The following is a 14,281-nucleotide window of genomic DNA, read 5'->3' on the forward strand; positions in this document are numbered from 1 at the left end:
TTCTGTTTTCAGGCCGAGTGCTTCTGATACTCTTCCTGTGCCGCAGCGCCGTACTGCAGTGTGCGAGAGCCGACCGGTACCCCCTGGAGTTCGACGGGACCGGAGTTCTCGTTGCCGAATCGCAGCGGCGGCCTACGATCCAACGCATCGGCTCGGGCCGCGGTTTCGGGGACGGCCATCTGGCTGTCATCCCAATCGAGCGCGCCTTTTCCCAGGATGTAGAAGTAGCCAACGAAAAGGATCGCAACGAAGACGCCAACCTCAGCAAACTCGAAAAGCTTCACCGCGTACGGCAGTGAGCGGTAGGTTACCGCCCAGGGATAGAGGAACACCGTTTCGATGTCGAAGATGATGAAGAGCATCGCAACCAGGTAGAACTTCACCGGGAACCGGTCGCGAGCGGTGCCCACCGGGGTCATGCCGCACTCGTATGCCTGTTCTTTGTATCGCGATGGTTTGTGGGGACCGAGCACGAACGACGCTGCAACCATGCCGCCTGAAATGATGGCCGCGGCCACCAGCATAACCAGGATGGGGATGTAGGCGTTAAGCATCTGGCAAATGCATTCGCTGCGTGTTATGCGCGGGTCAAACCCAACGGGGCTTCCGATGAATTCGGCGACCGGGCGCTGTGGGCCGACGAGTTGTGAAGTTTATCACGAACTTGGTCAACGAGATGCCCGGCGCGCAGATTGTACCCGATTTATCCCGGGCAGAGAACTGCCGGCATGGCCGCGCCGCAAGGCCGGCCGACGTTACGTCGCGCTTCAGGTAACAGTCCGGCCGAAGGCCAACGAACCGGGTGAGGTTTCGGGAGCGTTCCCCCTTGTACCATGGGCACGGGGCGGGTATGTATGGCAGGATTTCCGCGCCCTGCGAGGGTCAGGTTCTTACCGGCGGCAAGCGGTGCAGGGAGTCAGATCCTTACGTGAGGCGTGCCTTCCCCTACGCGTTTTGACCCAGCCGGGCGAGAATCCCTGGCGGCAGGAGCATCGTCAACACGCCTGAGCCGTGCTGCGCCTCGGCGCAATCGACACGAACCAGACCGCCCTTTTTGACCTCCACATGCGCCGAGCCAACCAGTATGCCCGCGAGGAGACTGAGGTACGGTTGGTGCCCGACAAGCATGATCGAGTCGCAGTTGCCAAACTCCATCGCGATCTCCCGCATCTCCTGCAAGCCGGGGCCGTCCGCAAGGCGGGAATCGCGCTGGAGCCTGTCGGTTATTTCCAGGGTTTCTGCCGTGATGGCTGCAGTTTCCCACGCTCGCGCCTTCGGGCTGGAGAGAATGATCTCCGGCCGGATGCCGGCTCGCGCCATGCCTTCAGCTTCCAGGCGCATACGCGCAACACCTTCCTGCGTGAGACGGCGGTCCGTATCGAGACGGTTTGGGCCGGCATCCTCGGCAATACCGTGGCGGAGCAGATAGATTTGCATAATTGAAACAGTATGACGACTCGGTGTGGCTGTTATGCACACCGATGCCGGACCTGGCGGGCTATGTCACCCCTCTTGAACCGGCGTGCAGCGAAGCCGATGGTCGCGGCTAAGCGCCGGCAAGACAGCGGCCGCCTGACCTTCCAGGCGGCGTCCAGCCTCCACGGATGACGAGCCGCGGATGGAGGTGATCGAGCGGCCCACGTTGTATTCATAAGTGGCTGCCCGCGGTGGTGCGCGTCTCAGCCGCCGCAACCATTAGGAGCCAATCGCTGGACGCTATCGGCGCTATTAAAACTGTGACGGCGGAGGGGAGTTCTCGGCATCAGGCAGCCCGGCCTGCGGCCGGCGAAGGGCCGCGCGGCGCCAGCGTGTTCGCACACACGCGTGCAGCGGGCATTCCACTTCCGAACATCGACGGGCCCCTGTTCAACGCTCGAAACCGGATGGACGGTCTGGTTTTGCTCGGTCACTTGCCGGTTTCCTCGGTCCCGCTGGTGATGTTTGACCCCCAGTACCGAAGCGTTCTGGATCGGCAGGCGTACGGGAATGAGGGAGACGCCCGCGGACGGAAACGCGCGGAACTGCCACAGATGGAGACGGAGTGTATCAAGGCGTTCATCGCGGAGATCGTCCGAGTGCTGGTGCCTGGCGGCCACCTGATGTTATGGGTGGATAAGTACATCCTGTGTTCCGGCGTCACGGCACTGACGGCAGGCACCCCGCTGCACGCGGTCGACATGGTCACGTGGGATAAGTTGCGGATGGGTATGGGCTACCGCACGCGCCGCCGATGCGAACACCTGGTGATCTTCCAGCTCCCGCCCCTGCGAGCCAAGGGCGTGTGGCAGGTTCACGACATAGCCGATGTATGGCCCGAGCGCTCGCAAACCGGGGTTGGGCGCCACACACACGCCAAGCCGCTCCGTCTGCAGCAGCGCCTTATTGAAGCGGTGACAAGTCCGGGTGAGCTGGTTGTAGACCCGGCCGCCGGCGGCTTTTCGGTGATGACTGCGGCCAGGGCGGCCGGGCGTGAGTTTCTGGGCTGCGACATCCTGGGCTGATTCACGCTCGGCGTTCGGGTCGGCATAGGCGGCGGCCCGTGTGGTTACCGAGGGGGAGAACCATCATGAGCAACACGCTTCCACTTCGAGAGTTGGGTGGCAGTGGACGGCGGGTGAGCTGCATTGGACTTGGGTGTATGGGGCTGGCCGGCACATGGGATCCGTCGGAGGTGGGGCCTGAGCACATCCGTCGCGCCGTTGCGGCGTTCACAACGGCGGTGGAGTGTGGCATCACGCTGTTTGACCACGCCGATATCTATGGGTCCACAGCCTGCGAAAGCATTTTCAGGCATTGCCTGGCATCCGCGCCAGGCATCCGTCGCGAGATCTTTATTGCCACCAAGGTCGGCATCCGCAGAGGCTTTTACGAGCACGACGAGGGTTATATCCGCTCCAGCATTCGCGGCTCACTGGATCGCCTGGGAATCGAGCACGCCGATCTCTACCAGCTGCACCGGCCCGACCCGTTTACGCACCCGGCGGAAGCTGCCCGTGCAATGGATGCGTTGGTGGATGAGGGCCTCGTCGACCTGATCGGGATCTCCAACTACTATCCCGAACAGACACGTGCCTTGCAGAAGTACCTGAAGCGGCCGATCGTGTCGAACCAGATTGAGATATCGCTTCTCCGGCTCGCGCCGATCTACGAGGGCGCCGCGGGCGGTGGCGGCGACGGCGTGCTGGATCAGTGCATGGGTGAGCGCATAACGCCGCTGGCATACAGTCCGGTTGGTCGCGGTTGGCTTACCGGCCGGCGCGATGTACCAACCGACCATCATCAGGCAGAACGGATCAAGGCGGTGCTTGCAACCGCGGCCGAGCTTTCGCCGAAGTATGGCGGTGCTACTCCGGTCCAACTCTCGGTTGCATGGCTGCTTGCGCACCCTGCGGGCATAATTCCGCTGGTGGGATCGAACAATCCCGACCATATCCGGGAGGCGGCGGAGGGAGCGCTGTTGGAGATGACCCGGGAGGACTGGTACCGGCTGTGGGTTGCGGCGCGCGGCAATGCCGTGCCTTAGCCGCCAGCGGATGGCTACTCGCTGGCTGCGATGCCGTCCAGACGGAGGGTGGTTACCTCTCGCGACAGAAGATCGAGGACGCGAATCCGCCCGTTACCGCTGTCGCAAATCCACACCTTTCCGCCTCCGGCGGAGACGCCGATGGGCTGATTGAACCTGGCTTCCGCGGCGGGCCCGGCCAGCTTTCCGGGCAGCCCGTCACCGGCGAGATTCGCCACCACGCCACTTTGGGTCGCCAGCGTCTTGATCCGGTTGTTGAAGGTGTCGGCGATCAGTACCTGGCCCTCGTCGCACCAGATGCCCTGCGGATTCTGAAAGCGCGCGCTAGCGCCCTCGCCGTCCCGGTCGCCCCAATCGTCAACGTTACCGCCGGCAAGGGTCTTTACGAAGCACTCGACTCCGATGGTCACGCGGCGTACGCACCCGGACCGGCTGTCGATCACATAAAGGCATTCGCCATCGGTTGCGATTCCGGCGGGCTGCGCAAAGCTGGCTGCCACCGCATGGCCGTCGTCCCGTCCGCGGGCTCCGGATCCGGCTACCGGGCGCAGCGTTTCGTCTCCGGGCCGGAATCTCCATATCTGGTTGCAGGAGGCGGCTGCAATGTAGAATGAGCCTGCGAGATAGCAGATATCCCACGGCGAGGAGATCGGTGTCGTACGAGCTCCGGCGATTTTGTCGCCGTTCTGCAGCGGCCGGCCCATTCCGGCTACGGTGGAGACCGAGTTGTCCACCAGGCTGACACACCTTATAACGTGGTTGCCGGTATCACACACAAACAGGCTGTTACCGGCCAGCGCCATACCCTGCGGCAGACGGAACTGCGCGGAACCGTGACCGCCATCACGCAACCCCGGCTCGCCGGAGCCAATCTGCTGGGTCACTACTCCCGTCGGTGTGGCCACCAGAATACGGTGGTTCCCGGTATCGGCGATCAGGATGCGGCGGTTCACAAGGTCCGGCAGCAGCCGCGTTGGCTGAACCAGGGGAGCATCGGCATCGTGAGGCTGCGGTTCCGGCACCGGTCGAGGCTTTGTGGCCGGATCGGTGGAGGTTATCGTCGCGGCTTGCAGCACAAACGATTCGAGCGTTTCCGGGTCACTGGCGGTAAGGCAGCCCAGCAGGTTATGGCGCGGGCCGATTATGGCAATGGCGCCGTTCTGCGTAGCGGAGAACATCTGCGGGAGTTCGCCTTCCGCGTCGAGTACCACGGCGCAGCGGATACCACGCAGGGCCAACGCAGCCAGCGCTGCCGTGCGCTGGAGGTTCGGATCGAAGTGAGGCTGGTGCACGCCGATGACTACGATCGGCTTGTCACTATGCGTGTTGGCCAATCTCTGCGCCAGCTGCAGCGCCTCGATGCTGTGCGCCGACGCTGCCGACCAGAAGCAGATCAGGTAGACGAACTCTGTCGATATGGGCCACGGTCGCCCGCCGGTGTTGAGCCATAGCGAGCCATCCTGCGGCAGCATGTCTGCGGAGATGATATTTGTTGCCAACCCGACGCGCCCCCGGCGGCCGTACAGCGCCGCGACCTTGCAAGTTGAGTATGCCACTATCCCACGGAATAAGTGTTGGCCGGGTGCGCGCTGTGCATGCTTTTCCGAGCGATCGTCGCGGGAATTACAGGAGAAGCGGTATCCTGCGGTGAATAGTGTGAACGGTGCGGAGCCGACGAGGAGGGTAGGATGGATCTGCGAGAGGCCGTACAGAACAGTTACTTTGTGCACGGGCTGGAGCCCGCCGAGATCGATCAGATCGTTGCGATCTCCCAGGTGCGCCAGTTCGATGGTGGCGCAACCATCGTGCGGCAGTTTGAAAAGACGTTCGACCTCATGATTGTGCTCTCGGGTGGCGCGCGCATCAACACCTTCAGCGGCGATAACATTGTAGAGGTGGGCCCAGGCGGCGTCATCGGTGAGATCTCGTTTTTAGACGAGCGTCCGAGATCGGCTACCGTGATGAGCGCCGGCACGACGTCGGTAGCCGTGATACCGGCCGCCGCCCTGCGCCAGCTGTGGCATGATAATCCGAACATCGAGCTGGCGATGCTGCGAAACCTGACGCGGGTTCTGTGCGACCACGTCCGCTTGAACAACATGCAGCTGGAAGGCGGACTCGGCCGCCACTAGCTTTACGGCAATCCGCAGTAAAAGCAGAAGCCGGTTCAGGGCAATTCGCCCCGAACCGGCTTTTGCTTTCAAGCGCGCAGAAAGCGGCTAGTTGAGCTTGGTCCCGTCGGTATTGGGGATGCGGTCTGCATCCGTGATCGGCTTGAGGCCGTTCACCTGGGCCATATCGATCTGATAGGTGACCATGATCAGGCGATCGGGCTGCCCGAAAACGCCCCATGGAATGGTTTTGCCATCCCAGTTCGGCCCAGTGCCACTGCCGCCATCGATGAATTTGGTGCCCATGAGGTCCGGATCAGAATCGATGCGGATATCGCGCGGATCGTTGTCGGTCATGCCCTCACCGCTCCAGCCGAAGCGGTCGAGCAGGTGGGGCGAGGATGCGCGCGCATCGTACCAGAGAACGATCTTGTACGTTGGCTCGCTAAAGCTGTACATCTTGGGATCACGGCTCATATCCATCTCGCGATCAAACCGTGCCTTGCGCACCGATATTGAGTCGATCAGAACCGTCTGGTTGGGATCCACCTGGAACGTGTTGAGCGGGCCGCGAATATCCTTGGGTTTGTAGTCTGCATCCTCGATCCGCACCCATACGCGTGACCCATCCGCCGTGTTGAAGCGGCCGTGAATGCGGAACACCTTTGGGCGGATCACGTCGATATGGGGCTGAAAGTCGACATCCCACTGTGATGGCTTGGGGCTGCCCACCGCGGGCATGAATACCGCCGGGTATTTGGTGGGGTTCACGTGGTCGTGGTTGATGGTTGTATACCGGTCGTAGTACCGCTGCAGGTTGATCGAGTAGTTATGCTCTTCGGCCTTTCTCAGCTGCTGCGTCGCGGTATCGGTCGGTGTAACCTTTAGCATCGCGGCGCTCCGCTCCAGCGATTGGTTCCATTCATCCAGGGCTTCCGGTATACGGCCTTCGCGCTCATAGGCGTGTGCGAGCTCGTGCAGATCGTGGAGCGGCGCCCCGTATGGCGCATCGGCGCTGCCCGGGTATGGCTTGGTGTTGATTGCCAGCTTGAAGTCCTTTTCAGCTTCGGCATAATCCTTCACCTTGTCAAAGCACTGCCAAGCCTTTTCGAACTTGACGTCTGGAATTGTCTCGTTGTTGCGTATGCCCTCGTCCAGCAGCGCCATGGCCGGCGCGATGTAGCGCCGGTCCGAACGCTCTTCGGAGTCGGTGAAGTTGTAGGCCAGGTGCCAGGCTCCGGTCACGTACACATTTTCATCATGGGGGTCCAGCCAGGTGATGAGGCGGACGAGCGGCAGGATAGCGTCGTAATCACCGCTATCAAAAAACTGGTCGGCACGCACCCACAGCAGCCCGGCGGCGGCTTCGCGGAAGCCGAGAAGCGGCAAGAGCATAAACTCGTTGTTCAGGCCGTTACCCCACAGGCCTACGCTCTGCTCTTCGTGATGGAGTTTGTAGACGGTGGGGTCAACGCGGTGCTGCAGGAAGATGGTGCAGGCAAACAGCGCCACGAGAACCGGCGCCATCATGCGTGACCTCTGGAGCGTGACTGCCGGCAGTCGCCGGGGTGGGCGTTCCATAACGCTACACCTCACGCCGATCGAAGATGATCACCGCCAGTATCAGCAGAATTGCCGAATAGATGATGGCGTAGAAGATGTTCTGCCAGATGAACACCATCTCGTTCTGGATTTCGATTTGTGGATGGATGATCGAGTTCTGAATGTTGAAGTTGCCGAAGTTGGGCAGCATAAAGTGGAGAATGTTGCCGGCGCCACGCGCGATAGGATTCCGGTTGGTGGTCAGCGAATCGGTCACGCTGCTGAGGTTGCCCACCAGGAAGATGCCGAACGACATGAAGAAGTTGACGACCGGCGTTGCAAACGTGGAGAAGAAGATGGAGAGCGCGGCCAGCAGCAGCATCTGAAAGAACGTGAGCATCACGCCCTGGATCATCTCCGGCGGAAGACGCTTCTCCTGCAGGAATATGAGCGCCAGAAAGACGATGCCCATCGAGACGATGTTGATGAAGACCACGGCGAAGCCACCGAGGAATTTGCCAAAGACAAATTCGTAGCGCTGCACCGGTTTCGAGAGCACGGTGTAGATCGTGCGGCGCTCAATCTCGGTGGGTATCAGGTAGATGCAGGTTACTATCGTGATAAAGAGGCCGGCCAGCAGGATGGCGGCCAACCCGAGGCTGCGGAGAACGGTCTGGCTGTCCTTGGGGCTGAGGAATCCGAAGACAGGGCCGAGGCCGATGAGGAATACGCCGATGATGAGGAAGATCCACATGACGCGGCGGCGCATCGCTTCGCGCACCGTCTGTTGAGCAATGGCAATGACAACCATATTAGATACCATCCTCCTTGCGCACGGTCTCTACAAACACATCCTCCAGCGTGCGGCGATGCGGCACGACGGAGAGTATTTGTCCTTTTGCATTCCTCACGAGGTCGATAATCGCGCTTGTTTTGTCGCTGGTTTCGGTACTGACCTTCGCCCGGTCGGCGCCTTCCGGTTCAACGCGCGGAGCGATCTGTTTCAGCTTGTCGAGCATACCGTTGCGCAGTTCCGGCGATTGGACCGTAATTTCGGTAAACTCGCCGGCCAGAAGTTCTCCGATGGTGCCGCTCTTCAGGAGTTTGCCGCGATGGATAATCGCCACGCGCGTACAGATCAGCTCCACGTCGGCCAGCTGGTGCGAGGAGAGGAAGACCGTTTTGCCCTCCTCGCGCAGTGAGGCCACAATATCGCGCAGTTCGGCATGTGCAATTGGATCGAGCCCGGAGGTCGGTTCATCCAGGAACAGGAGTTTAGGATCGTTGATCAGCGCCTGGGCGATGCCGATGCGCTGCCGCATGCCTTTAGAGTAGCCGCGGACGCTCCGCTTCCAGGCTTCCGGCTGAAGCCGTACCTTTTCCAGCGCCTTTTGAACGCGTTCGCGGCGTTCTGGGCCAGGGATACGGAAGAGGCGTCCGTAGAAATCCAGCAGATCCCACCCGGTCATGGAGTCGTAGAAATAGGTCTCTTCCGGTAGGTAGGCCACCTCCTGCTTGACGGCATTGTCACCCATAGGCTTGCCCAGAATGGTGGCATCGCCTGATGTCGGGAAGATGAGACCCAGCAGCATTTTGATGGTTGTGGTTTTCCCGGCGCCGTTACGGCCGAGGAAACCGAAGATCTCACCCTCGTCCACTTCCAGGTTGAGATCGTTGACGGCAACAATTTGTTGCTTCTGCCACACGTCCAGATACTTCTTCGTGAGGCCCTGTATGGAGATGGCGGCAGACATGTACCCGGCGTCCTCCTTACCGCGTTGATGCGGCTCGTGTCGGTGTAGTCAGACGGCGCGGCAGCCCGTTGTCATGCAACCATGACGGGCCGGCTCGGTCTGGAATCGGTTCCGCCGGAACAAGCTTGCAAAACGCGGCTGCAGGTTGCAGCGCGATGTTCCGGAACAGCGCCGACCTCGGGATGAGGCTTCGGCACTTTGAGTTTGAGGCATGATAACGCAGGCAGGCCCCTTCGGCATGCCGTCGCCTATTATACACGTCTGCTCCCGGGATGTCAAATTGCGCAACCGCGTGCCTGGCGGCACTCTACACGTGGGTGATCGAGCGCCGGCACGGTAGTAGTACGGATGCCGGCGAGCAAAACGTTGCCCGCGAACTACAGTTTGGCAAACCGTTGGCGCGTGCATGGAGAGCAAGGTGCGCGGCGGCGGCACGAGGCGAGCTTTCGAAATGCTTAACAACAGGAATCTGTGGGCTGTGTTGACGGCGCTGACGTGCCTGGCGCCCGGCGCAGCTCTGGCGTCGCGGCACAGCGCTCCTCCGCCGCCAGGCTCAGTGCGTGTGCTGCTCGGACGATTTGCAGGCGTGAACTCTCTCCAGGTTGACGCCGGCATCTGCGACCTGTACGACGCTTCCGGACGCGGGATTGGCGCGGAACATGGCGCTCTTGCGCTTGCTGCATCCAGAGACGGCGTCACCGGCACAGATGCCGATGGCCGACCGATTTCGCACGGCTCTGCCGTGGCCGAGGCGGTGCTGCATTCCGGCGCCGGAGGCGCCGTGCAGATAGGGGTGGCCGGCGCACCACTCCGCGCGTACCGGGGCAGCATCACCATCGACTGCGTGCGAGGTCGACTGCGCGCTATCAACACGGTGGATATGGAAGCGTACCTCCGCGGGGTTGTACCGGCCGAAATGGGCGCGGCGCCGCTTGAGGCGTTGAAGGCGCAGGCTGTGGCCTGCCGGACCTGGGCGGCAGCCAGAATGCTGCATGCCCGTGGAGATTGGGACGTAACCGACGGAGTGGACTGCCAGGTGTATGGCGGTATCTCCGCGGAGACTCCGCACGCCACCCGCGCCGTTCTTCAGACGGCCGGACTGATTCTGACCGATAACGGCGTGCCTATCGAGGCGATGTTCAGCTCCAACTGTGGTGGGCGCACGGCGCCGGGCGGACCCGGCGCGCCTTACCTGCGTTCGGTCTCCGATGGCGCTGCGCATCCCGATGCCGGCGACGAAGATCCCTGGAGCTTTGCGGTTTCGGCCGACCAACTATCGACCACGCTGGCGCGCTCGGGGCTGGCGCGCGGCGACACCGGTTCGATCACCGATATTCGAGTTATCCGGAAGGATGTGTCGGGACGTGCGACCGCGATCGAAATCGGCTGGAGTGGTGGTACTTCCGGGCCCACGCCGAATGGACCGGAGGGTATTGGGGGAGGCGCCTGCCCGGGGCCGATGGTTCCCGAATCGGCGGATGTTCAGGGCGCGGGCGACGGTGAGCAGGAGGTTCTGACGGGCACCGAGCTTCGCGCAGCGCTCGGCGCCAGCCGACTCCGGAGCACGCTCTTCAAAGTAACCGCTACCGCTGACGGCGACTTCCGCTTTGACGGCCGCGGATATGGCCATGGTCTTGGTCTGTGCCAGACCGGCGCGATCGCCCTGGCCGGCCCGTTGGCGCACGAGAACTACCGGACCATTCTGGCGCACTACTACACAGGCGCCTTGCTGACCCGCGAACCCGGTATTGACTCCGCGGTGGCCGAACCGGCTGCATACCGCAACCCCGGCTTTGGCCGGCTCCGGCGCCGTAATGAGGTGATGGCGCGCGAGGATGGCAGCAAACCCGACTGAGAGTGCCTGGCGCCGGGCGGCGCATCAATCCGGCCGTCAAAGGCAACAGGATCGGGGCGGCGCAATGGCGAGGCTGCAGCACCGCCGCAACGTCAGGCGGGCCGAAGCCGGGAGGTCCGGCCGAGGGACGCCAATATCAGCGCGGCGGCGCCGGCGCAATGCGTATGCTTACAAAGCGCGGGCAAACGCCTTCAACAGGCCGTCGCCGCCCGGATTCCGATGCGGATGCGGTAACTCTGCCAGGACCGCGCGGCCGGCAAGCCCGGCGCGAGCGCGCCAGCCTTCGCGCGCCCATGCCCGCCTACGGCAGCAGCCGGTCCTTCGGGTCCATGGCGTTTACTTCCTGCGTGGCGCGCAATACGCCCCAGCCGTCAAGCAGGTCGATGAGCTGTCCGGCACTGTCGACGCCGACACAATCGGCAGCATCCCGGCGGTTGAGGACGCCGTAACGCTGATGTCGGCCGGACCACCTCAGCTTGTTCTTGTAGGCGGCGGCAAGGCCGCCTGCCGCCGCACCACCGTCCGATTCAAGATGAGCAATCAATCGCTCAAGCGTACCGCTGTACTCATCAATGACAACGTGCTCATCGTCCTCGGGATAGAGCACGCGGTCCATGTCAAGGCTCCTGAATTCGCACCAGCGCAGTTGCGCCTTTCGCAAATCGACGTTGATCATCTCGTTTGGAGGGTACTTGCCAGGGTACAAGCCGTCGCGGCTGAATATCACCTCGCGCAGCTCTCCGTCAAATACGCAATCGGTGAAGTTGCTGCCGCGAAAATGCACCCTCGTCAGCCGGGTGTCGCTGAACAGGCAGTTGACAAAAGCGCTGTCGCCATGGATCGTGTTGCGCAGGTCGGCGCCGGTGAAATCGACGGCATGGTACGTATCTCCGCGGCCGTCGACCGCGGCTCCCATCACGGCGCCCCGCAAATCGGCTCGCTGGAAGCTGACGTTCCTAAAATCGGTCGCCCACATGCGAAGGCGGTCGAGTTGGCACTCGTCGAACTTGCAATCGCGGACGGTCGTATAGTAGAGCCTCAACCCGGGCAGGGTTGCGCCCGTGAAGTCGAGTTCGCGCCAGGAACCGTTTCGAATGATCGTCAGGCCGCTGAGGACCCGCGCCTCGCCGATTGGTGTTTGGAGCGTTCGGGTTACAATCGGCTCTGCCACCCTGATCGTGCGCATGTCAATCCGCCCGTCGATCCGGGCGGGGTTGAGCCCATCCAGGCTCTCGCCGCTTACGAGCCTGTTCCAGATCTCGAACTGGATTTCGTTCATTGCAGACAAGTATCCAGGGCGGATGCAGTGCGGCCGGCTAGCCCTCCGTTATGGCGCGCTTGACCGCGCCCATGCCCGCCTACGGCAGCAGCCGGTCCTTCGGGTCCATGGCATTCACTTCCTGCGCGGTGCGCAATACGCCCCAGCTGCGCAGCAGGTCGAGAATCTCGTTGAGGCCGTCTTCACCAGCCCGATCGACGATATCCTGGTTGTTCCAGACAGCAAAACGCTGCCGGTCGCCGGTCCACCCGAGATCGTGTTCGCACATCGTGACCACTCGGCGCCAGGCGAGTTCTCGACGAGGGCGGTAGTGTGCGATGAGGCGAGTCAGCGTTTCCGGGTATCGGTTTAGGATAAAATGCGCGCAATCTTCGGGAAACAGCACCCGGCCCAGGTCGAGGCGCCTGAAATCACACCAGCGCAGTTGCGCCTTCCGCAAATCGACGTTGATCATCTCGTTTGGAGGAAACTCGCCGGGTGGCCAGGCATCGCGCGCGAAGATCACTTCGCGCAGTTCACCTTCAAAGACGCAATCGATAAAATTGCTGCCCCAAAACTCGACCTTCCTGAGTCGGGTATTTCTGAAGATGCAGTTGGTAAATGTAGATTTGTGCGAAAACGCCCGGCGCAGGTCAGCCTGGGTGAAGTCGACATTCACGTACGTGTCGCAGTAGCCGTCCTCCATGGTGCCGAGCGCAGCGCCCCGCAGATTTGCCCTGCGGAAACTGACGTTCTCGAGCCGCGTGCCCCATACGCGCAGGTCGTGAAACACACAATCATCGAACACGCAATCCTCAACAGTCCCGTTGATGAGGTACAGGGCCGGGAGGGTGGAACCGGTGTAGTCGATGCCGTTCCAGTGGAATCGCTCAAGCTCCGTGTACCACGTGAGCTCACCCACTTCTACGCCTTCGATTTCCTGGACGTTAACGACGGAGGGCTCGGCCAGCTTGAGGCCACGCATGTCGAGCCGGCCATTGACGAGTTCCTCCTTCAGTCCGCTGAGGTCCCGGCCCGATTTCATCCCCTCCCAGATTGCGAGTTTGTTATCCATGTTTAGGTGTCAGTAGTGGATCAGAATGCCGGCACCGAACTGGTGGCTGTATTTTGACACCTCATCGGCGAACCCTTAGCACGGGGGGAATCATCGCACGACGCGGACGCAGCCTGGCACGCGTTCAGACGGCAAAGGAGAACGAGTAATCCTCCGGTGCGAGAACCACAACTCCGGTCAAGCCCGCCTCGGCCATGCCCTCCACGAACCTTCGGCTTACCAGCGTGGTGCCGCCCAGGCCGCGCGCAGCGAAAATGTCCGCGCCGTTCCACGAACCCGCCTGAAGCACGACCCTTTCGATAGCGTCGGTGGACTGGCGACAGTAGGCGCACCGCACCGCCCGCCGAACGGCGCCGGATGCTTCATCGTCGAGGTTGGCGCCCAACCGGGTATTCCACACGTTGCTGTACTCGGGCAGCTCAACTTGCAGACTCTCGGGCTTCTTTCGACGCACACGTACGATATGCGCTGGCGGATCCCGGTGCACGATGCCAGTCCACCCCTTTTTGTCGTACAGTTCCAGGGCAGGCCGCGAGAGCATAAGATCGACGCCGTGGCCGAGCATAAAGTCGGGGAACATGCGGCCATGCAGGCTGAGATTCTGAGGCGGCAGCCACGGCCGCAGGCCCATGCCAGTTCCGCACACAGGGCACTTCTCGTACAGGCCCCTGACCCCCCAAATCTTCGGTTCCTCGGTCTCGCCCCAACCGTACTTGCTGCCGAACAGTAGTTCCCCCCGGTCGATTACGTAGAATTCCGGCGTCGTGTTATTACGCACCATTGCTACTTTTCCTTCACGGTGCTCAAGGGACCTTGTACCCCGGAAAGCGCCACGACACGCCAGGGCGGGAGTAGATCTCCCGGAGAAGCGTCCGCAATTCGTTCGCCGGTGCGTCCGGGTGCGCGAGGATCCAGTCAACCACCTCCTTGTCAATCTCACGGTGCCAGGTCTGATAACCCCAGTGGGCCGCCTTGTTTACTGCACCGACGATGTAATTCTTGTCGTTGCGTTTAAACTGGGTCTCCATCTCGCCGCCAACCTTCTCCAGCGCATCGCGGATGGGTCTGGATATTACATGATGATCCTGCTGCACGAGCGCGGGCAGCTCTTCCTCGAGCTCCGGCCCTTCCTCTCCGGCCACGCCGGCGTCGGGCGCCGCGTT

Annotated in this window: 14 protein-coding genes; 4 read left to right on the forward strand and 10 right to left on the reverse strand. The window is 61.9% G+C overall.

The genetic code is table 11. The annotated features are described in order from the left end of the window. Positions 1 to 8 precede the first annotated feature (8 nt). The gene (ndhC, locus tag KGJ62_01990; protein MDE2125340.1) at positions 9 to 554 is read right to left on the reverse strand and encodes an NADH-quinone oxidoreductase subunit A; all 546 of its coding nucleotides are present in this window, start codon (positions 552 to 554) and stop codon (positions 9 to 11) included. A 391-nt stretch (positions 555 to 945) separates the two neighbouring features. Continuing rightward, positions 946 to 1,437 (reverse strand): histidine phosphatase family protein, encoded by a 492-nt coding sequence (locus KGJ62_01995; GenBank protein ID MDE2125341.1) that lies wholly within the window; start codon positions 1,435 to 1,437, stop codon positions 946 to 948. A gap of 446 nt (positions 1,438 to 1,883) precedes the next feature. On the opposite strand from KGJ62_01995, the gene KGJ62_02000 reads away from it, so the two are divergent. Together KGJ62_02000 and KGJ62_02005 are read left to right on the forward strand one after the other, a co-directional pair. Beyond that, on the forward strand, positions 1,884 to 2,501 hold the full coding sequence (locus tag KGJ62_02000) for a site-specific DNA-methyltransferase (GenBank protein MDE2125342.1): 618 nt from the start codon (positions 1,884 to 1,886) through the stop codon (positions 2,499 to 2,501). A 65-nt stretch (positions 2,502 to 2,566) separates the two neighbouring features. After that, positions 2,567 to 3,523, forward strand: coding sequence for an aldo/keto reductase (locus KGJ62_02005; protein ID MDE2125343.1), 957 nt, complete (start codon positions 2,567 to 2,569; stop codon positions 3,521 to 3,523). 14 nt (positions 3,524 to 3,537) lie between these two features. On the opposite strand, the gene KGJ62_02010 is transcribed toward KGJ62_02005, so the two are convergent. After that, complete coding sequence (locus KGJ62_02010) at positions 3,538 to 5,022, reverse strand: hypothetical protein (protein MDE2125344.1); 1,485 nt, start codon at positions 5,020 to 5,022, stop codon at positions 3,538 to 3,540. A 189-nt stretch (positions 5,023 to 5,211) separates the two neighbouring features. Between KGJ62_02010 and KGJ62_02015 the strand changes: the two genes are divergently transcribed. Continuing rightward, entirely contained in the window at positions 5,212 to 5,655 is a 444-nt protein-coding gene (locus KGJ62_02015) for a cyclic nucleotide-binding domain-containing protein (protein MDE2125345.1), read from the forward strand. A gap of 87 nt (positions 5,656 to 5,742) precedes the next feature. On the opposite strand, the gene KGJ62_02020 is transcribed toward KGJ62_02015, so the two are convergent. Genes KGJ62_02020 through KGJ62_02030 form a run of 3 tightly spaced genes read right to left on the reverse strand, consistent with a single transcriptional unit; the run spans position 5,743 to position 8,930 of the window. Then, on the reverse strand, positions 5,743 to 7,215 hold the full coding sequence (locus KGJ62_02020; protein MDE2125346.1) for a hypothetical protein: 1,473 nt from the start codon (positions 7,213 to 7,215) through the stop codon (positions 5,743 to 5,745). A 4-nt stretch (positions 7,216 to 7,219) separates the two neighbouring features. Further along, on the reverse strand, positions 7,220 to 7,987 hold the full coding sequence (locus KGJ62_02025) for an ABC transporter permease subunit (GenBank protein MDE2125347.1): 768 nt from the start codon (positions 7,985 to 7,987) through the stop codon (positions 7,220 to 7,222). A 1-nt stretch (position 7,988) separates the two neighbouring features. Then, positions 7,989 to 8,930: an ABC transporter ATP-binding protein gene (locus KGJ62_02030; protein MDE2125348.1), complete on the reverse strand. Its 942-nt coding sequence runs from the start codon at positions 8,928 to 8,930 to the stop codon at positions 7,989 to 7,991. A 451-nt stretch (positions 8,931 to 9,381) separates the two neighbouring features. Between KGJ62_02030 and KGJ62_02035 the strand changes: the two genes are divergently transcribed. Next, a complete protein-coding gene (locus KGJ62_02035) occupies positions 9,382 to 10,785 on the forward strand; it encodes a SpoIID/LytB domain-containing protein (GenBank protein MDE2125349.1) in 1,404 nt (467 codons plus the stop codon). A 301-nt stretch (positions 10,786 to 11,086) separates the two neighbouring features. Here KGJ62_02035 and KGJ62_02040 read toward each other — a convergent pair whose 3' ends face one another. The 4 genes from KGJ62_02040 to KGJ62_02055 all read right to left on the reverse strand — a co-directional run bounded on the left by KGJ62_02040 (position 11,087) and on the right by KGJ62_02055 (position 14,146). Then, positions 11,087 to 12,064: a pentapeptide repeat-containing protein gene (locus KGJ62_02040; protein MDE2125350.1), complete on the reverse strand. Its 978-nt coding sequence runs from the start codon at positions 12,062 to 12,064 to the stop codon at positions 11,087 to 11,089. Positions 12,065 to 12,143: 79 nt separating this feature from the next. Further along, a complete protein-coding gene (locus tag KGJ62_02045; protein ID MDE2125351.1) occupies positions 12,144 to 13,118 on the reverse strand; it encodes a pentapeptide repeat-containing protein in 975 nt (324 codons plus the stop codon). Between the two features lie 124 nt (positions 13,119 to 13,242). Next, entirely contained in the window at positions 13,243 to 13,899 is a 657-nt protein-coding gene (locus KGJ62_02050; protein ID MDE2125352.1) for a hypothetical protein, read from the reverse strand. Positions 13,900 to 13,921: 22 nt separating this feature from the next. Then, a complete protein-coding gene (locus KGJ62_02055; protein ID MDE2125353.1) occupies positions 13,922 to 14,146 on the reverse strand; it encodes a hypothetical protein in 225 nt (74 codons plus the stop codon). Positions 14,147 to 14,281 lie beyond the last annotated feature (135 nt).

The sequence above is a fragment of the Armatimonadota bacterium genome (assembly GCA_028871815.1).
Lineage (GTDB): Bacteria > Armatimonadota > Chthonomonadetes > Chthonomonadales > Chthonomonadaceae > REEB205.